The 18,060-nt window shown below is 41.9% G+C and carries 18 protein-coding genes and 3 pseudogenes; 13 read left to right on the top strand and 8 right to left on the bottom strand.

Translation table 11 applies throughout. The features are described 5' to 3' along the window. Positions 1–153: 153 nt before the first annotated feature. Positions 154–798 carry a spore coat protein gene (locus tag MHB43_RS19515; RefSeq protein WP_405132450.1) on the bottom strand — a complete coding sequence of 215 codons (645 nt, stop codon included), beginning with the start codon at positions 796–798 and terminating at the stop codon, positions 154–156. A 143-nt stretch (positions 799–941) separates the two neighbouring features. Between MHB43_RS19515 and MHB43_RS19510 the strand changes: the two genes are divergently transcribed. Together MHB43_RS19510 and MHB43_RS19505 are read left to right on the top strand one after the other, a co-directional pair. Beyond that, complete coding sequence (locus tag MHB43_RS19510; protein ID WP_405117769.1) at positions 942–1,478, top strand: hypothetical protein; 537 nt, start codon at positions 942–944, stop codon at positions 1,476–1,478. A gap of 53 nt (positions 1,479–1,531) precedes the next feature. Next, positions 1,532–2,236, top strand: coding sequence for a DUF1361 domain-containing protein (locus tag MHB43_RS19505; protein ID WP_405117768.1), 705 nt, complete (start codon positions 1,532–1,534; stop codon positions 2,234–2,236). A gap of 139 nt (positions 2,237–2,375) precedes the next feature. On the opposite strand, the gene MHB43_RS19500 is transcribed toward MHB43_RS19505, so the two are convergent. Then, positions 2,376–3,314 (bottom strand): alpha/beta fold hydrolase, encoded by a 939-nt coding sequence (locus tag MHB43_RS19500; RefSeq protein ID WP_405117767.1) that lies wholly within the window; start codon positions 3,312–3,314, stop codon positions 2,376–2,378. A 169-nt stretch (positions 3,315–3,483) separates the two neighbouring features. Between MHB43_RS19500 and MHB43_RS19495 the strand changes: the two genes are divergently transcribed. Both MHB43_RS19495 and MHB43_RS19490 read left to right on the top strand, forming a co-directional pair. After that, complete coding sequence (locus MHB43_RS19495; RefSeq protein WP_405117766.1) at positions 3,484–4,092, top strand: TetR/AcrR family transcriptional regulator; 609 nt, start codon at positions 3,484–3,486, stop codon at positions 4,090–4,092. A 142-nt stretch (positions 4,093–4,234) separates the two neighbouring features. After that, complete coding sequence (locus MHB43_RS19490; RefSeq protein ID WP_405117765.1) at positions 4,235–5,257, top strand: serine hydrolase domain-containing protein; 1,023 nt, start codon at positions 4,235–4,237, stop codon at positions 5,255–5,257. An 86-nt stretch (positions 5,258–5,343) separates the two neighbouring features. Here the strand turns inward: MHB43_RS19490 and MHB43_RS19485 are convergent, their stop codons facing one another. After that, positions 5,344–6,324, bottom strand: coding sequence for a serine hydrolase domain-containing protein (locus MHB43_RS19485; protein WP_405117764.1), 981 nt, complete (start codon positions 6,322–6,324; stop codon positions 5,344–5,346). A gap of 193 nt (positions 6,325–6,517) precedes the next feature. Here MHB43_RS19485 and MHB43_RS19480 point away from each other — a divergent pair. Both MHB43_RS19480 and MHB43_RS19475 read left to right on the top strand, forming a co-directional pair. Then, positions 6,518–7,584: pseudogene (locus tag MHB43_RS19480) on the top strand (ankyrin repeat domain-containing protein). 467 nt (positions 7,585–8,051) lie between these two features. Continuing rightward, a complete protein-coding gene (locus tag MHB43_RS19475; RefSeq protein WP_405117763.1) occupies positions 8,052–8,771 on the top strand; it encodes a hypothetical protein in 720 nt (239 codons plus the stop codon). Between the two features lie 20 nt (positions 8,772–8,791). Here MHB43_RS19475 and MHB43_RS19470 read toward each other — a convergent pair. Then, positions 8,792–9,445, bottom strand: a pseudogene (locus MHB43_RS19470) (IS30 family transposase); the annotation flags it as partial. Positions 9,446–9,654: 209 nt separating this feature from the next. On the opposite strand from MHB43_RS19470, the gene MHB43_RS19465 reads away from it, so the two are divergent. The 4 genes from MHB43_RS19465 to MHB43_RS19450 all read left to right on the top strand — a co-directional run bounded on the left by MHB43_RS19465 (position 9,655) and on the right by MHB43_RS19450 (position 12,090). Then, positions 9,655–10,116: a hypothetical protein gene (locus tag MHB43_RS19465; RefSeq protein ID WP_405117762.1), complete on the top strand. Its 462-nt coding sequence runs from the start codon at positions 9,655–9,657 to the stop codon at positions 10,114–10,116. 214 nt (positions 10,117–10,330) lie between these two features. Continuing rightward, positions 10,331–10,843: a pilus assembly protein gene (locus MHB43_RS19460; RefSeq protein WP_405117761.1), complete on the top strand. Its 513-nt coding sequence runs from the start codon at positions 10,331–10,333 to the stop codon at positions 10,841–10,843. A 102-nt stretch (positions 10,844–10,945) separates the two neighbouring features. After that, entirely contained in the window at positions 10,946–11,686 is a 741-nt protein-coding gene (locus tag MHB43_RS19455; RefSeq protein ID WP_405132449.1) for an AAA family ATPase, read from the top strand. A gap of 98 nt (positions 11,687–11,784) precedes the next feature. Further along, positions 11,785–12,090, top strand: coding sequence for a hypothetical protein (locus MHB43_RS19450; RefSeq protein ID WP_405117760.1), 306 nt, complete (start codon positions 11,785–11,787; stop codon positions 12,088–12,090). A 224-nt stretch (positions 12,091–12,314) separates the two neighbouring features. Here MHB43_RS19450 and MHB43_RS19445 read toward each other — a convergent pair whose 3' ends face one another. Both MHB43_RS19445 and MHB43_RS19440 read right to left on the bottom strand, forming a co-directional pair. Beyond that, positions 12,315–12,485, bottom strand: a complete 171-nt coding sequence (locus tag MHB43_RS19445; RefSeq protein WP_405117759.1) for a hypothetical protein — start codon at positions 12,483–12,485, stop codon at positions 12,315–12,317. Positions 12,486–12,510: 25 nt separating this feature from the next. Then, on the bottom strand, positions 12,511–12,699 hold the full coding sequence (locus MHB43_RS19440; protein WP_405117758.1) for an acetyltransferase: 189 nt from the start codon (positions 12,697–12,699) through the stop codon (positions 12,511–12,513). A gap of 279 nt (positions 12,700–12,978) precedes the next feature. Here MHB43_RS19440 and MHB43_RS19435 point away from each other — a divergent pair, with 279 nt between their 5' ends. Beyond that, positions 12,979–13,275 carry a hypothetical protein gene (locus tag MHB43_RS19435; protein WP_405117757.1) on the top strand — a complete coding sequence of 99 codons (297 nt, stop codon included), beginning with the start codon at positions 12,979–12,981 and terminating at the stop codon, positions 13,273–13,275. Positions 13,276–13,989: 714 nt separating this feature from the next. On the opposite strand, the pseudogene MHB43_RS19430 reads toward MHB43_RS19435, so the two are convergent. Further along, positions 13,990–14,941, bottom strand: a pseudogene (locus tag MHB43_RS19430) (IS30 family transposase). Positions 14,942–15,382: 441 nt separating this feature from the next. Next, on the bottom strand, positions 15,383–15,958 hold the full coding sequence (locus MHB43_RS19425; protein WP_405117756.1) for a hypothetical protein: 576 nt from the start codon (positions 15,956–15,958) through the stop codon (positions 15,383–15,385). Between the two features lie 161 nt (positions 15,959–16,119). Between MHB43_RS19425 and MHB43_RS19420 the strand changes: the two genes are divergently transcribed. Beyond that, positions 16,120–16,926 (top strand): helix-turn-helix transcriptional regulator, encoded by an 807-nt coding sequence (locus tag MHB43_RS19420; RefSeq protein ID WP_405117755.1) that lies wholly within the window; start codon positions 16,120–16,122, stop codon positions 16,924–16,926. Between the two features lie 135 nt (positions 16,927–17,061). Continuing rightward, entirely contained in the window at positions 17,062–18,018 is a 957-nt protein-coding gene (locus MHB43_RS19415; protein WP_405117754.1) for an aldo/keto reductase, read from the top strand. Positions 18,019–18,060: the final 42 nt, after the last annotated feature.

Here is an 18,060-nt window from a genome sequence, read left to right as displayed (position 1 = left end):
TGAATATGTAAGTTCTGTCTTTGATTAAACCAGTTTCTGGTAAGCGAATCAAGTATCTTCAGTAGGAAAATGATTACAAATAATGAAAGAACAGCCCCTAAAACCCAAAAGGGTTCAAGAGACTGTTCTAGGTATTCGAACATTATCTTCTAATTAATGAAGTGGTTTATTACTACTATTAGGCATCTGAGGTGCTCCGGTTGCTGGAATATATGCCTGAAGCATCTGTTGTGTATCACTTTGAGTGAGTTGAGGTACTTGGTAATAGGCGTTTTTATTCTGGAACATGAAAATTTCATAGGCCATCTCGATAAAATGCTGGATCTGCGAAGCGACGACTCGGCGAACCGTTCCATTTGTGATCTCGTTGCAGGTCATGCCGAGCAGACTGGCATGTGATTTGATCAGTCCCAGCATATGACCGCTAATTCCGGCATCCTTTACATCAGCCAAGCTCTGATTTGGCTTTTTCGGTGCTGATGGCTTAAGGCCATATACCGGTGGTACCATGTTGGGGATCATATAGGTAGCTGTCTCTTGATGAGGCTTCTGTCCGGATGCAAAACACTCTGCTGTCAGATTGTACTGGGATAATATGAAATTGTACTGCCGGTCGAGAATGCCAATCAGTTCCTGGCTCTGCACAAATGTACGAAAGATCATGTATTGATCCAGGACGTTAATGGTGGAGGACAGAATCTCATGCACATCGAACATCTCATGGCCGCCATGATTCATGTTAAGGGTGACATTTGGATTAGCATTTAATGTGGGTTGAACTAAATTCTGAGGGTTCATGGAATTTGGATTCATTGTAAATTTGATTCTCCTTTGGTAAATGGTATGATTCTAGTATGCTTGGCGAGTAGTAAATTTATGTATTGTGAATGGATAAAAGCGTAAGCACAAATAGGAATAGGTATGGTGGTGGTTAAAGAAAGATGGAAGAGACCAATTGGAGTGTTGCAAAGGATTTGTTCGTCAAACATTACGGGAGCGCTATACAGATGCATCGAGAAGGCGTGTATGCAGACTATAAGCGATGGGACGTACCCCAAGAGTTAGAGGAACAATGGATAGGGGAGCGAATTCAACAATTAAGTTCCGAGCTGTCTATCATGAATTGGGATGCGGTGGATGAACTTGCTTTTATTTCCAAACATCGGACAGAACCGACAATTGTTACGGCAATTACTGCATTTGCTTCAAGACAATTGAAGAGTGCGGACAGTATGGTTCGTCTCGTGTATGCTGAACGTCTGATTGAGCTGATTAAACGGTATGAATCTTCTCTGTCGATGGACAAGTTACGCGAGACCTATCAATTGACGATGGACTTGCTGGTCGATGTGGCAACTAAACCGTTGGTGATTGATCCAGGCCATGAATTACAGCAGTATGGATTAAAGGATAAACGTGGATTGAATTTGCGTGTTGAAAAGAATAAGGAAGAAATCATCCGCTATTTTCGAAACTAATTGAATTTTACCAAGTGAGGTCAGAATCATTGAGAAAACTGAATTAGATTCGCATGTTTATTTTCCTTAGTGTGGTCACAATAGTAACGCTTGGGTTGTACTATGTAGCCGCAGATTGGCTGGATCAGCGTTATTTCCGCTTCCTGATCTGGAATCTGTTCTTGGGCTGGATTCCTTTTGTGTTCTCTTATGCAGCCTATCTTCTAAGTGCTGTGAAATGGAAAGGTGCCGCATGGCTTGCAGTCGCAAGTGGTCTGCTGTGGTTGTTGTTTTTCCCGAACTCTTCTTATATTGTTACGGATCTGGTTCATCTGACAGCGAGAAGTTCCCGGTATTATGGTGGGAACGGAGTGAACTACACGTATTGGTACGACTTGAGTGTTTTATTAATGTTTGTCTGGACTGGACTCCTGCTTGGATTCCTGTCGATGTATCAGCTTCAGGAAGTGATCTATCACCGAATTGGGCGCTGGGCATCCTGGATCTTTGTACTGGCAGGCTGTGCTTTGGGAAGTTACGGGGTATTGCTTGGACGTGTATATCGACTGAATAGCTGGGATGCACTGACGAATCGCGAGACGCTGATTGAACTGATGCACGAGAGTGTAAGCCGCCCGTCTCTGGCGTTTTGCCTGTTTTTTGGCACCTTTATCACTACAATCTATGCCACATTGTATTATCTGATCAATACGAGGTCTCCCCGTGAAATGAAGAAGAGTGCAGGAAGTCCCGAGTCGGACCTGCAAGCGTTACGCTAACATATTTTTTTAAAAAAGCCGAACTTATTAGATCTAATCTTAATGTACATTGCTTGAAGGGCTGTTCCAAGTCATACACTGGCTATAGGAACAGCCTTTTAACATTGGATCGAGCGCAGAATGTTCTGAAAAAATATCTCTACTTATCAGAGATTAGTTCAAGGATTGTTTTCACAACCAGTTCAGGTTCATCGTGAATAATCATATGCCCACTGCGGGTGGCCACAATGAGCTGACTATCCTTCGATATATTCAACATGTTACGTTGTCCCGATTGCCATATGGATTCGAGCTTCTGCCCAATTTCAACCGGAATCCCTGCACTAGCATAGTCTTGAGGACGTCCGCGTGCAATGATACGTACAGGGATTGATCCAAGACGTTGGCCACGAATGGCATCTTCTGTTGAATGGGCGTGGAGGGCTTCTTCTTCTTTGGCGTGAAAATAGGAAGGGGTAGCAATCACATTAACAAAAGTATCCCGATCTTGCTTGGCAACCAGACCATCAAGCATAAAGTCTGGAAATAATCTGAAAGCTCCAGATACCTTCAGTAAAGATAACAAGGAGGCAGGCGGGTTTCCCTGAAACTGAGCCTGTTCCAACAAAGCCTTTGTGTTCCGTTCATCATCCTCAGGTCGCGCATCAATGAGGACAAGGCTCTGAACCTCATTTGAATAGGTCTGTGCAAAGAGTCTAGCATACATACCCCCAAGAGAATGACCTACCATAACGTAAGGGCCGCGTATGTTCTCCTTCTCCAGAGCAGCATGTAAATCTTTGACGATATTTGCACCTGTACGTTCTGTAGGTGCAGATTCACTCCAGGCATATCCTGCGCGATCATACGTGACCACCGTTGCATGTTCGGCCAGTTCCGCAGGAATGTCTCTCCACGACAAACTGGTCTCACCACTTCCAGCCTCCATAAGTATGGTCGGCGAACCGTTGCCTTGTTTATGAATGTGTAGCTGGTAACCGCCGACTTGAACGAGTGTACCTGGAGGTGGAAAGTCCTTTTTGGCCTGCGACGAAGCAAACCACTCATAGAGGAATGCGGCACCGATCAGTAGTAGCATTGTGCAGAATAACCTTACTATGAAGGTGAAAACTCTGAAATTCTTGCGTGTTGAGGCTGGGGTAGTTGTATGCATGATCTTATGAATTCCTCTCCTACAGCTGTTTTTATATTTTAGTACAATGTATTAAAAAGATTATAGCACAGTGTATTACAAAAAGAGAAGTTTGTTGTATAATGTTGTCATGCCAAAAATCGTAGATCATGAAGCTCAAAGGAAAATCGTTGCTGATGCAGCAATCCGGGTCATTCAAGAGCATGGACTTGAGCATGCTACCGTTCGGAATATAGCAAAGGAAGCGGGACTATCTGTAGGTTCCATGCGTCATTATTTTGCCACACAGGCCGAATTGTTCACCTTTTGCATGAATCTTTTTGCAGAACGTGTACAGAAAAGGGTGGAGGCGTTACAGATGAGTGGATCTGTACTGCAGGATATGAAGAATTTGCTCTTGCAATTTCTCCCGTTGGACGATGATAGAATGATGGAAATGGAGGTCTGGTTTTCGTTTACAGCCAAATTATTGGTGTACCCCGAATTAAAAAAGTTAAGTGATCAGATGCATCAGGGGATGTATCGATCGGTTCAATGGGTGATACATGAGTTGCAGAAGCAGGGGATGACACATCCTGAACTGGATGCCGAGATGGAGATAGAGAAGTTATATGCTCTTGTGGATGGGCTCGCCATTCACATCCTAATGCAGCCAGATAGACTTACGGTAAAACGAGTGGAACAAGTGATTGATCAACATTTGAGCATGCTATGTCAAACTTAATCTTACGTTGTCTGAAGAAGGGTTATTTCCTTTTATAAGGAGTAATCCTTCTTTTTATGAAAATATGGCAGGTATGCAGGATATGACGAAGAATTAAGAATGAGAATCTAATGAATACATAGATAAGTAGGTGAACAACAAAATGTTGAATGCAGTAGAGCTGACAACAAAAGTAGAAGAAGTCATGGAACGCGTGAATTTTTCGGGTGTTGTATTACTCCAGCAAGCCGGGAAACCCCTATTGAATATGAAACGTGGTTATGCCAATCGTAGCGAGGAACTTGCTAATCAGGTGGACACACGCTTCGGAATTGCATCAGGATGTAAGATCTTCACGGCAGTGAGTGTATGCCAACTAATTGAAGCAGGCAAGTTGTCTGCGGACTCCAAGCTTACGGATGTGTTGGATGTGGAGTTTCCACTGTGGGACGAAGAAATCACCATCCAGCAATTGTTAACACACACGTCAGGCATTCCGGATTATTTCGATGAAGAAGTGATGGATGACTTTTCAGAATTGTGGAAAGACAGACCCGTCTACGCGATGCGGCGATTAAGTGACTTTCTGCCCATGTTTCAGCATCTGCCAATGAAGTCTGCTCCGGGTGAACGTTTTCATTATAATAATGCGGGTTTTATTGTGCTGGGGCTTATCGTGGAACAACATTCAGGACTGTCGTTTACAGATTATGTGGAAGAGCACATTTTCAAAAGGTGTGGCATGAAGGACTCCGGTTATTTCTTAACAGATCAGCTCCCGCGTAACACAGCTTTAGGGTATATCGATCATGAAGATGGTTCTTGGAATACCAATATGTTCTCCATTCCTGTCAAAGGTGGATCAGATGGTGGAGCCTATGTTACAGCACCGGATATGATTCGACTTTGGGATGCTTTGCTGGGTCACCAATTGTTGAATGAAGAGGCGACACAGCAGTTATTAACTCCACATGCTCATCAAGAGAATGCAGAGTATTATGGGCAGGGTATCTGGATTGACCGTAAGGGAGAAGCGATTTTCAAATTTCATGTCATGGGGTTTGATCCAGGGGTGTCGTTCATGTCTTCCGTGTATCCGGACTATGACCTACAACTGGTTGTGCTCTCTAATCAAGAGTCTGGTCCGTATCCAATAACAATTGCCGTAGAAGAAGCTTTGGCATGACAAATAAACCCTCAGCCTATGGGCTAGTTATGCCTACATAAGGTTGGGGGTTCATTGGTCAAACAGGATAGAAGGACTGCCTGCGTTTATAACATTTTCCATAGCTCAGGGGCAATTAGTCGAGGGAAAACATCCAACGGAGGTTTCTCTTTCTTTCGTTTGTCATTGGTTAACACCGTAACAAGTTCGAGCTCTGGGACAATATATACATACTGACCACCAAATCCTCGCGCGTAATAATAATGGAGATTGGGTTTGTCGTCTTCAGCAGCAATATTTTCGGAGTCAGACCTTTCGTTCGGATAGACATCCACCCACCAATGCCAAGCATAACTGCCGCGATTCGGTGGAGTGACTGTAATGAAAGGCTGTGTCGAACGGGAAACGAGATCACTTGAAATGAGAGACTTACCCTCCCACATACCTTGCTGTAGAAACAGCTGACCGAATTTTAGCAGATCTACGGGTAACAGCTTAAGACCGAATCCGCCAGTATGTACACCTTGAGGGTCGCTTTCCCATTCATAATCCTTAATTCCCAGCGGGCCAAAAAGATAACGTTCCGCGAACTCGGCTACGTTCATACCTGCATTTTGCATCAGGATGGAGGATAGGATCTGTGATACTCCTGAGTTGTACTCCATATATGTACCGGGTACATGGCTTAGGCGTTGTTCCAACGCAAAATCCACCCAATGATCGGTGCGGGTCATGCGAGGGAATGAATTCTGCCCGCCGAACTCATCCCAGTTGAATCCGGCTGTCATGGTAAGCAGTTGTTCCAGCGTGATCGCTGGTTTGCGTGGGTCAGGATCGGATGTCAACTGTGGGAAAAAAGTAGAGATTGGGGCCGATGCCTCTGGCAACAAACCTTTATCCATCGCTATACAGATGAGGGTGGATAGCATACTCTTGGTACATGAATTGATTTTTGCAATATCAGTCGCAGCCTCTTGGTTGCGGTAGTGTTCATACAGGATCTCACCGCGTACGCTAACGAGGCAGCTTCGCAGATCCAGCGGTGGAATGATATGTTCTAATTTGGAAGACAGTGATGAAGGATTCATAGTGTCCTTTCTGTGCGGTTGATTTGTTATAGGATTTTGTAGAAATAGGTGTCCATTATCTTAGCATACTAGTTGAGCGGAGCTCAACAAACGATTACTTATTCAGATTGTGATAGGTATACTGGTTAGCTAAGGAGTAGGAAAAAAAGACTGATCGTAGTGTAGAAGTAAGTAAACGAAGGAGGGTACACCTTTGTTCAAAATCGGAAATCAAGGATCGTTTGAAACACTACCTGATCACGTTAGGGCAATATATGAGGGAGACACGGATGCTGTAAAAGAATTTATTAAGCAGGGCAGGGATCTTGAAGAAGAGATTGTACTCAGTAAGTACATAGCATTGACGCCACTCGACCTTGCCTTAATCTGCAATCAACCGGAAGTGGTTAAGTTGTTGGTGGAGTATGGAGTTAACCTGAATGTCATAAATAATTCGGCGATCCTGAAGGCCGTTAGATATTGTGGAGAAGAAATGGTGCGTTACCTGTACCAGCAGGGTGCCAAGTTAAATTAATCGGGTCAAATCTAGTACATATGACGAAGCCTGCTATGGTAACAAAAGAATATAAAAGTGCTGAATGAACTGGGGCTGGATGTTCGAAAATATGGAGGCAAAACGTTACGTAAGGCGTAGCTGATCACGATATGAAGACAATCCAGTATTTACTGGATGAAGGGGTAGACGTCAACTACAATGAACCGGATATGGTATATCCTTACAAGGCCACGCCTCTCACGGTAGCTGCCCGACTTAATAACATGAAGATGGTTCGATATCTGGTAGACCAAGGAGCAGATGTGACTATTCAGGAGAAGGATGGAGAGCGGGCGTAAACGATTGCAGTGAGTCAGAAAAATGAAGTAATGGCTGAATATCTAAAGGGGCTTGAACCTCAAGACTTTCATGATATGAGCAACAAATTGCATGCATTAAAGTCTTGTAAACTACCACAGCAACTGATTGATTTCCTAACCGGTGGTCTCCAAAGAATGGACTTGTCAGATAATAAATCAGGCATTCGATATATAGAATTCTTTCATCTGATCGATACAGTGGAGATGAAAATGGGCAGACAGAAGCTACTGCGTATATCCTCGAACGTCGATCAATATTCGCATATTCTGATCGTCTGGAAACCGAGCAAAAAAATGATTGGATATGCAGACATTGAACATCAAGAACATGGAACGATAGCTACAACTGAAGAGTTCTTGGCAGATCCGGCTAAACAAATTGTAGATTTTTTTGATCAAATGTGATTATGTACATAATAGCGACTCGTTATGATAAATTAGCGTGTACGTTTAAGTCTTTTATGGTCTTTCCATCCATTATGGTGTGGCTTGCTTGAGTTAAAGACACGCCCTAGTGAAATATTACTTTAATATAGCTAAAATCAGATTTAGAAAAATTAAAACTTATTTCTTTTATTGGATTAGGAAGCCCACACAGTGATCTCTCTAATATCTGTAATTCTTGCTTAAGCTTATTAATGTCAAAGATGCAGTTATACAGGGGTGAATTGCCTTGTTTATTACTACCTATGATTTTTCCGAATTTGCTATAAAAATAGTTTGAAAAGGGAGGGAAATATAGATGAAGAGCTTATCACGTGTTTATGCTTTTTGATGAAGGGTATGCTGATGCTTTCTCCATTCGCATCGTTACATTGGCTTTACTATGAGAGTTATGCAATTGATTCTGTAAGAAAGAGGATATTAAATTCATGAGTTATTACGAACTAGCTGTTGAAAGAATTAAGAATATAGACGCGAATCAATACATTGGAATCTCCAACAAAAGATACGAAGAGGTAAGGTCTGAAGGTGAATATAAAGCAGATGCTAGCTTGATTGCTGAGTATTACCGAAGAGTTGGTGTTTATTTACAGTTCATCTCCAAAGAAGTCACAAGTATCTATGTGGGAATGGATTTGTTATTGGGCTATAAAATGGCCGATAATGAATGGGACGAGTTATTGGTAACAGCTCCGAACTACAAAGAAGTCGATTTTTATCTTATGAAATTATTAACCATGCACTATCTACGATGGTGTAATCTGCTTGATAGTGGCAACAATATTGTACTTCAGTTTCCAGATATATATGAACCCATGATAAAATTGTTCGAAAGAGGTGGCGGGCGGATTAGTACGCATCATCATGAGTTGGTTGGTGGGTTTGGAGCTTTTTCTCGTTCAATTGACGCAAGAAGAGGAGACATGAAACCTTTTGATATAAGTGATAAAGCTCTTGAGCTTATAATTAAAGAGGTAGAATTCGCAGAATCCTATGTGGTGGAGTATAAAAGAGGTAATCTATCAGAAAAAACATGTATTCGATGTGGGAACAGATTATTGATTCAATCCAACGTAACTGAGCATGGTTATCAATGGTACAAAATTAAATGTGAATCTAAAGGTTGCTTTAATAATAATTTCTCATGATATTACATAATGACGGATTGTCAAACCAAGTGCGACAGTTCCTCTGTGAAGGATTCGTGAGCGGTTCTCCAACCCAAGCATTTTCGTGGTCTGTGATTCATTAGATCGAGTGAACGGGCGAGAGCTTCATCCTCTACTTGAGCGAGATATGTACCTTTAGGGAAAAACTCTCGAAGCAACCGGTTTGCATTCTCGTTGGAACCGCGTTGCCACGACGAATACGGATCCGCAAAATAAACGTGCAGGTTATGGGTCGTTTCCAGATTGGCATGGCATGCAATCTCCATCGACAAAGCGGTACGGTCTGGCATGAGAACAGCGGTATAAAGACGTGTTTTACGTTCAATCAACGTTGCTACGCAGCCTTTACTTTTCCCACGACCCGATACGACGCTATCCAGTTCCCAGTGTCCAAACGTTTCGAGGGAATGAACCTCTTTGGGACGTTCTGAAATGGATCTGCCGACGGCGAATTTACCGCGAGTTTCTGCCGGTTTCTGGCGCTTCCCCTTGTGCCGAAGAACCTGTAATACACCTCGAACCAAGCGCCCAGCGTAGATCCAGCGATAGATGGCTTTGAAGGAGACTGCACGCCGGCCTTCGATACGGAAGCATTGAGTGATCTGTTCTGGAGACCACGTTTCCTCCAGTTTTTCCTCCAGTGAAGCAACAAGGACTTTTGCATTTCATTCTTTAAATCCAAAGGAACAACAATCTTTGGCAGCTAGTCTCCCATCAGTTATTCAACTTTCTTTTTATAAAATATTCTAAAGCAAAAAGTTTCTTGTTCAACTAACGGGCGTTTTACCTGAATAGTGACAAAGCATTGAAATTAGCAACCTATTCAAGAAAGTGTTCGTCTAATTATACGGTGATGATACTAATGACGAAAATGAATAGCTCCATCATAATGTTAGTTTTAGTAGTATGCATGATTTTAGCAGGCTGTACAAAGGAAAATACGGAGTCAGAACCAATACACACTGAACCAGTAGCCACAAATATTTTTAAAAAGGAGCCATCAGGTCCAAACAGTAATACAAATCAATCTAATTTAGTCGGTTCCCTTAAAATAGAAAACGTAGGTTCAGATACTAAAATAATGTATACTTTCAAGAATCAAAGTAAAAAAATAGTGAATGTTATTGGCGGAGCAAGGTATAGGTTGATAAAAAACAACAAAGTAGTAGACGAAGGTGGTGTACCAACAAAAGACTATATTGATTTGGAGCCTGCTCAGGACTATACAGATATAAAGACATTTTCGAAACTGGAGCCCGGCTCATACACCATCCATGTGGAATGGAACAAAACTGTTGTATATGCTGAATTCGTTCGAAACTAAAATTGGGTAAGCTAAAAGGAAACGATAGCCAATAATACGAAGAAAGCAGCTGATCAATGTGATCTGCTGCTTTTGTTCAAGTAACGGGCAGGTTAACTCAATGCCATCTTGCGAATTACAGGTGTAACTTTTATTAATTGATAGCGTTGTTAATAACGAGGAACTTCTTATAGGTTTTTAGAATAACTAATAAATGAATACGAGGGATGAAGTATTGAAGAAAAAGAGATTATTTTTTACTGTTGTATCATTAGCTTTAATAACAGCGATCGCAACTGCCTGTGATTCAACAAGTCCAACTCAAGAGAATAAGTCTACTCCAAAATCTGGTGTATTATCAAGCAAGTCGGAAAGTACATCCCTTTCTAATTCTTTAAGCGAACAAGAGAACAAACCCTCGCACTATATTGCTTCTGGAGGCGCAACGGTACAGCAACACTTTTCCGTAAATCCTGAATTTGTACATATAAAACTGCTTATGAAGAACAATAGTAGCCATGAAGTCAATGTTAGTTTAACGCACTTAGCTACTAGTGAAGTGTATTTCGCTAGAACGATTGCTGCCGGGGAATCTTTAGATTGGATAAATAGTAAAGAAGGTTTCACACAAGGTATGAGTACTGGAGGCTACTTGCTTCAATGGAGTGGTGGCGGTTATCGCGTTGATGGGGAAGTGTGGGGATATGCTGGTTCAGACCTGGACGATACTGTTCATCAATCTTATTGAACTAACGGGCAGGGTAATTTCGGTATGTGGTATTATTTGATTGATGGAGTAAACTAAAGGGAGTGAACTATATTGAATGTACAGCATTCCTATTTACGACAAATTCAGCTCAAGAGGTACCAAGTACCCACTTATAATCGTTACCCCTTTAATTTGGCAGTCATTCGAAGCCTAAATACTCTTGATTTCCACCCCAAGGTAACCTATATCGTAGGTGAAAATGGGATGGGCAAATCAACACTGATGGAGTCCATTGCTGTCGCATGGGGATTTAACCCGGAGGGTGGGACGATCAACTTTTCCTTCTCAACCCAGGCTACCCACTCGAGCTTATATGAATATATACAATTGATCAGAGGTCCGCGACGCCCGAGGGATGGCTTCTTCTTCCGGGCAGAGAGTTATTATAATTTAGCCACGACGATCGATGAGTTGGACAGCCAACCTTCATTCGGTCGGCCGATTCGCCCTATTAAAGATTCGTACGGTGGCAAGTCCTTGCATGAGCAATCGCACGGAGAGTCGTTCTTTTCCACTTTCATTCATCGGTTCGGGGAGAATGGATTATATATACTGGATGAGCCTGAGGCTGCATTGTCTCCTCTTCGCCAAATGGCGATGTTAACACGAATCCATGAACTTGTTTTGCAAAACTCTCAATTTATTATTGCGACCCATTCCCCAATCCTGATGGCATATCCAGATTCGATTATTTACAATCTAAAGCCGGATGGTATCGAGGTCCAAGTATTGGAAGAAACCGACCATTTTATGATTATGAAAGAGTTTGTGAATAATAAGGATCGGATGCTCAGAGAGTTATTCGAAGAAGTGCAAGATTAAGCTAACGGGCAGTACAATTCTAATATGTGGTATAATTTTGGACTAAGGTATGACTCATCATGCTTAAAAAACTATTGTGTTTCAGGAGGGTCATATGTATGGGAAAGACATTCAGCAAAAGAGCTAAAAAGATAATGGTAAATGGTTATCAATTTCACTGTGTTATCAATGAGATTCCTAGTAATAAGTTTGTTAATTTTAAGGTTTATTCATCTAAAACCACATATTTTGAAGTCTTATTTACATGGGAAGGTAGTTGGCACTTTAACCCACACAGACCTAGGAATTGCGAACTTTTAATAAGGCATGCAAATGAAATTGGTTGGGAATTCAAGCAAGAAAAAAACTCATTAAAAATCGAACAAGGTGATTTACTCATTAATAAGCTTGGACTAACTGTATGATTGCTCAATGCTTATTTATCGAAGCGTTAGCTTAATAAAACTTAAGAAGGCAACACAGTGATCAGCTATGTTAAACTTGCTTGTTGAATTTCATATAAACGTTAACCGCCCACCGTAAGGCGGTTAACTTAATCCAACGGTTTATAAATGCTTTTCATAAAATACCATTGTCATTTTGTCGTTGATCACTTTTGTTGCACCCGTTTTTTTATAGCCTATCTTTTCTACAAATAACAGTTTCCTTTTTCTTGTAAGATGGTACCCAATCTCCATGACTTCGTCTCATCATAGATCTGTTCAACCAATATAAAGGCTTTTTGAGCAATTCCTTTTTCTTGATGTTCTGGCAGTATAAAAATTGGGCTAACAATATAGATTTGATTATCTTTTTTCACGACTTTAATTCCACCAACATCAACCTCATGGAAGAATTATAAAATAATCTGTACAAGATTGATTGATTTGAGTAACAATTCTTTCTACGGTTTCATTGGCGGGGCTAGTTTCAAAATCCTGATATTTTTCCAACAAAGGCATAAATGCTTTGACTTTCATTACATGAATAGTCGCTGCATCTTTTAAATCTGCTTTACATAATGAAACCTCCATTAAATATATCCATCCTATTGAAATGCTTGTTAAAATAAGTATAAAATTTATCTTTTAAAAAATTTCTATTTAACGGAGTATACATGCACAATTTACACTGAAAGGAAAAACAAGTGATTCCATGTATACCCATAGCATGTTGAGACAGGGTAGACTATATAAGAATCCGATGGGGGAATGAGTTTCATTTGACATTGTTTTTACTTGATTTATAATACGTTGGAGATAACGACGGTGTGGTTGATTTAATCGAATCTATTCAATAGGAGGTTTGAGTGAATGGAAACTGTAACGGAACTCTTTAAGAGATTGGCAAAAGAAAGAGAAGAAGGATTAAAGGTAAACCCTAGATACGATATCGATAAACTTGCAGATGAAAACGGCGAAGTACCTATCTACTTTCATTCAAATATAGAGTACCGAATGTACTTGGATGGTAAAAGTGTAATTGGCTCAACAGAGCGTTTTCTCCATTCAGATTTATTACGTAATGTGCAGAAAGATAGAATTGAAAAATTGACCGACGGAAGGACTTTAGCACATATTTCAGCTTTATCAACGACAACAATCGATTAAGGAGGGGTTGAAGATATTAAAAAGACATTGGGGCAAATATTTAATTCTACTTGCGATTATTTTACCGATCTCTATTGTTACTATCTTTACGCTCTCTCATGATAAACGCTATATTGCAGTAGCCATATTTCCGATACTATTCTGGGTATCGTATTATTCGTGGATTGCATTCGAGAAGAAAAAGAAAGGTACATAAAACACGGGCTGGAATCAATGATGTGAAGCTTATCCATCGAGTTGACCTAATACATGGATCGAAGTCTTTGCAAAGGATGATATCGTTAGGACTCACAATATTATTGAAGGAGAGCCAAAAATAATTTTTGAGTCATGGAACGAAGTGAATGTGGAGCACCGCATGATATCCTTAAGGATTATAAGGTTGAGAAGTATCTAAAAAGATCTTTGTGAAAAACAGAAGTTGTTAATTAACGGTCAGGTGAATATTACATAGTAACTCTTATGGGGTGATAGATACGTGTATTTACTAACAAAAACTGCAACCATTCTGACGTGGATTTTTGATCACCTTGGACTTGTTGTTTGGATTTTGTTTGGAATTGTAGCTTTAATAGGCTTACTATACACATACGGTGAAATAGACTACATTGAGAATCTTTACTTCCTAGCACTGCTTATACCCGTTGATATCATGTTAAATTAGTCGTAAAAGAAAAAATAGAGTAAAAGAAAATGTATTCATACGACGGATTGTCAAACCAAGTGCGACAGTTCCTCTGTGAAGGATTCGTGAGCGGTTCTCCAACCCAAGCATTTTCGTGGTCTGTGATTCATTAGATCGAGTGAACGGGCGAGAGCTTCATCCTCTACTTGAGCGAGATATGTACCTTTAGGGAAAAACTCTCGAAGCAACTGGTTTGCATTCTCGTTGGAACCGCGTTGCCACGACGAATACGGATCCGCAAAATAAACGTAGGTTATGCGTCGTTTCCAGATTGGCATGGCATGCAAACTCCTTTCCTCGATCAGCTGTAGCCGTGAGGAAGGTCCCTGTAGGTACTGTGGGATCGCTACACCGAGCGCAATCTACATCGACAAAGCGGTACAGTCTGGCATGGGAACAGCGGTATACAGACGTGTTTTACGTTCAATCAACGTTGCTACGCAGCCTTTACTTTTCCCACGACCCGATGCGACGCTATCCAGTTCCCAGTGTCCAAACGTTTCGCGGGAACGAATCTCTTTGGGACGTTCTGAAATGGATCTGCCGACGGCGAATTTACTGCGAGTTTCTGCCGGTTTCTTCGCTTCCCCTTGTGCCGAATAACCTGTAATACATCTCGAACCAAGCGCCCAGCGTAGATCCAGCGATAGATGGTTTTGAAGGAGACTGCACGCCAGCCTTCGATACGGAAGCGTTGAGTGATCTGTTCTGGAGACCACGTTGCCTCCAGTTTTTCCTCCAGTGAAGTAGCCAAGCTGTCTGACCATTTACCTGAAGAGACAGAGGCTTTACGACGCTCCTCATAAGCGTTCTGAGCGTGTTCTGCCTGATAGGGATGCAATGAATTAGCACGATCTAGTTCACGGCAAATCGTGGATGAGTGCCTTCCCAGCTCTTTTGCAATAGCTCTTGAGCGTTTGCCTTGTCTGTGGAGATTTCTAGCTTGCTGCGTTCGATTATGCTAAGATGTGAATAACTCATGGACTGATTCTCCTTTTGTGAATGCTGGTGTGGTAACTTTCATTCTACACGAACCAGGCTATGAGCCATTTTTTATTTCCAACGGGTGTCGCACTTCATATTACAATCCGTCATACAAAAAAGAGGGGCCTGCCATGTTCATAACAGGACTCTCTTTGTGAAAATAGCTGTTTTTTTGGTGAAATATTGCCGCCATAGTGACTGGACGAATTGAAACATGTAACCTAAAAATCCCTCAAACGATCAAATACCTCGTATAATTCCTCATGATTAACCTTAATAGAATCATCTTGACGCATTTCCAAATTCTCCTTTAACTGATTCAGTAACTCCGTTAGAACCACATCTCTACAATAAGTTTGGTCAGGTGGCTCTTGCTGATATCGAGCATCGTTTGACCATGATTTATGATATGAAGTTCATTGATGAACGGATTCTCCTCTACAAATGAAAAGATCGATTCCGTATGTCCATCCACTTTTCAATATGTGTCAAACAAGGTAGCTTGGCGAGTTCGGCTACATCTTCCGCAGATGTAGGGCTGAAATCGCGGAGTGTACTCGTACTGCGCCGTATTACACGATTGCCAACCATGACTTCTTCGTCATCATTCGCAGCTTGTTTGAACTGTGCTCTTCGGATCGCATCGATACCTTCCCATTCACGCTGGTAATAGAGACTTTCTCCGATCGGCCAGCCTCCGCTATACGTATTTGTTTCCTCGGTGTAGAGAGGAGGGATGTTGCCTGCAAGCTCATACTGTGGAGGAACATTAGCATGTACGAAACTATGGGCAACTCGATCATTCCAGAAATAGAAATTACAGATCAGTGGCTTCATCTGGTGGAGCTGCATTTCATTAGGCAGTTGATCACCAGTCCAATCCAATTGAAGGACTGAGGCAAGCGTATCGGAAGTTTTACCTTCTGTTTGTTTCAGTCCAGTTACCTGGCAGGCGGCATATTTTTGTAATTTTTCGACATACACACAGTACACATCACCAACTCCGGGGATCATGGATGTTCCTTTTGTTCTGCACCATTCGATGCTAAGCTACTTGTAAACCAAGTACTCTGCAGAAGTAATAATAGATGAATTATATCAAAGTCATTCAGAGACTACCATTTTGGGATAGAGCCGAATAGGCTTGAATACTTTTAAAAAAAGGAACGATGTCTATGGATACAGGTATGAGCCGTAACAAAAAACTGGGTGAGTTCTTGAAATCACGGAGAAGCCGCATTCAACCGGAACAAGTTGGATTGTCAGGATCTTATGGACAGCGGAGAACACCCGGTCTACGGCGGGAAGAAGTAGCGGTGTTGGCTGGTGTCAGTGCGACGTATTACACGTGGCTCGAACAGGGTAGGGAGTTGGCGGCTTCACGAGAAGTGATGCAGAGTATAGCGGATGCGCTCCGTTTAACCATGGAAGAGAAGAGTCATCTGTTTGACTTATGGGACCCTAATACGGAACATGAATTCCTTGCTTCGTATTCGCAACTGGAGCCTGGTTGGCAGAGTATTATTGGTCAGTTGGATCATCCTTCCTTTATTACCAATGAACGTTCTGAGGTACTTGCCTGGAATGAAGCTGCAGATACGAACCTCTTCAACTTCTCCTCGATGAATGTGAATGAGCGTTTAATGATGCGGATTTTATTTCTGGATAAAGCGCTCAGGGAGCGTATGCACAACTGGGAGGAATTCGCGCGGCACTCGGTAGCGGTATTCCGTACTTATTATGACAAGTATACGAGCGACCCCGTATTTAGCAGAATCGTGAAACAATTAAGTGAAGAAAGCGTGGACTTCCGAACGATCTGGAACCTGCACCAAGTTGAGTTCAAACAAGTCAATCGTGTCCTGCTTGAAACGACAGATCGGGCAGATGGCGTTGTTCATGCATACGATATCTTTTCCATGAATAATCTGAACAGCCAATCAGGCATTCATTGTTGTATTTACGTTCCTGTTGCCATATAGAAAATTGATCAAACTGGTAATTTCTTTACTAGCATAAACAGAGTGTGGTTGGGATCTCGGGAGTGAAATAGAATGAACTCAAGTTCATACGTATCTAGTTGACGTTTCTATTTCAAGATGAAAAGAGGGAGCCACATGCTCAAAACAAGAACACTGGGAAATGATAAATTACAAATATCTGCGCTCGGCCTGGGTGTAATGATGATGCCAGATAATGACGAATCGGTACATACCATTCAGGGCGCGCTAGATGCAGGAGTTACCATGTTTGATACGGCGGATCTGTACGGAGCGTATGAAAAACAGCGATTTGGTGGGAATGAAAAACTGCTTGGACGCGCGCTTCAAGCTCGAAGATCCAAAGCAATCGTTGCCACCAAATTTGGTATAACACACACGCAGGGCCCCAAGGGAGATCCAGCCTACATCAAAAAATCAGTAGATGCGAGTCTCTACAACCTGGGAATGGATTATATCGATCTGTATTATCAACATCGTCCTGATCCGAATACACCCATTGAAGAGACCGTAGGCACACTTGCCGATCTGGTTCAACAGGGAAAGATTCGATATATTGGTTTGTCCGAAGCGCCAGTAGAGATCATTCGGCGTGCACATGCTGTTCATCCAATTACAGCGTTGCAGACCGAATATTCATTATGGAGTCGAGAGCTTGAGGATGAGATTATACCTGTCCTGCATGAATTGAACATTGGCTTGGTTCCATACAGCCCATTGGGACGTGGTTTCCTTACAGGTCAGATCCGTTCAATAGAAGATTTGCCGGAAGATGATTATCGTCGTCACTATCCGCGTTTCCAAGGTGAGAACTTTCAGAAAAACCTGGAGGTAGTTGGCTTGATTCAAGAGATGGCTAAGCAAAAAGGATGTACAGTCTCTCAACTTGCTCTGGCCTGGTTGCTTGGAAAGGGAGAACATATCGTTCCGATCCCGGGGACTCGCAACTTGGATAGAGTTCATGAGAACTTAGGAGCGCTGAAGGTTTCGCTTACAGATGATGAGATGAACCAGATCGATCACATATCACCTCAGGGCATTGCAGCTGGAGGCAGATTCCCTGGTCAAGTCTAGTTTGTTTATACATGATGCCAAGCAACCTAAAGTTCAGGATTA

It is taken from the genome of Paenibacillus sp. FSL H8-0317, from assembly GCF_045040685.1.
GTDB lineage: Bacteria > Bacillota > Bacilli > Paenibacillales > Paenibacillaceae > Paenibacillus.
This window is presented reverse-complemented; position numbering and strand designations above follow the sequence as displayed.

Bases quoted from the DNA above. Each gene is read 5' to 3' on its own strand.
- MHB43_RS19515 (WP_405132450.1), bottom strand. From the start codon at position 798: ATGAACCCTCAGAATTTAGTTCAACCCACATTAAATGCTAATCCAAAT.
- MHB43_RS19510 (WP_405117769.1), top strand. From the start codon at position 942: ATGGAAGAGACCAATTGGAGTGTTGCAAAGGATTTGTTCGTCAAACAT.
- MHB43_RS19505 (WP_405117768.1), top strand. From the start codon at position 1,532: ATGTTTATTTTCCTTAGTGTGGTCACAATAGTAACGCTTGGGTTGTAC.
- MHB43_RS19500 (WP_405117767.1), bottom strand. From the start codon at position 3,314: ATGCTACTACTGATCGGTGCCGCATTCCTCTATGAGTGGTTTGCTTCG.
- MHB43_RS19490 (WP_405117765.1), top strand. From the start codon at position 4,235: ATGTTGAATGCAGTAGAGCTGACAACAAAAGTAGAAGAAGTCATGGAA.
- MHB43_RS19485 (WP_405117764.1), bottom strand. From the start codon at position 6,324: ATGAATCCTTCATCACTGTCTTCCAAATTAGAACATATCATTCCACCG.
- MHB43_RS19475 (WP_405117763.1), top strand. From the start codon at position 8,052: ATGAGTTATTACGAACTAGCTGTTGAAAGAATTAAGAATATAGACGCG.
- MHB43_RS19465 (WP_405117762.1), top strand. From the start codon at position 9,655: ATGACGAAAATGAATAGCTCCATCATAATGTTAGTTTTAGTAGTATGC.
- MHB43_RS19450 (WP_405117760.1), top strand. From the start codon at position 11,785: ATGGGAAAGACATTCAGCAAAAGAGCTAAAAAGATAATGGTAAATGGT.
- MHB43_RS19440 (WP_405117758.1), bottom strand. From the start codon at position 12,699: ATGGAGGTTTCATTATGTAAAGCAGATTTAAAAGATGCAGCGACTATT.
- MHB43_RS19435 (WP_405117757.1), top strand. From the start codon at position 12,979: ATGGAAACTGTAACGGAACTCTTTAAGAGATTGGCAAAAGAAAGAGAA.
- MHB43_RS19425 (WP_405117756.1), bottom strand. From the start codon at position 15,958: ATGATCCCCGGAGTTGGTGATGTGTACTGTGTGTATGTCGAAAAATTA.
- MHB43_RS19420 (WP_405117755.1), top strand. From the start codon at position 16,120: ATGGATACAGGTATGAGCCGTAACAAAAAACTGGGTGAGTTCTTGAAA.
- MHB43_RS19415 (WP_405117754.1), top strand. From the start codon at position 17,062: ATGCTCAAAACAAGAACACTGGGAAATGATAAATTACAAATATCTGCG.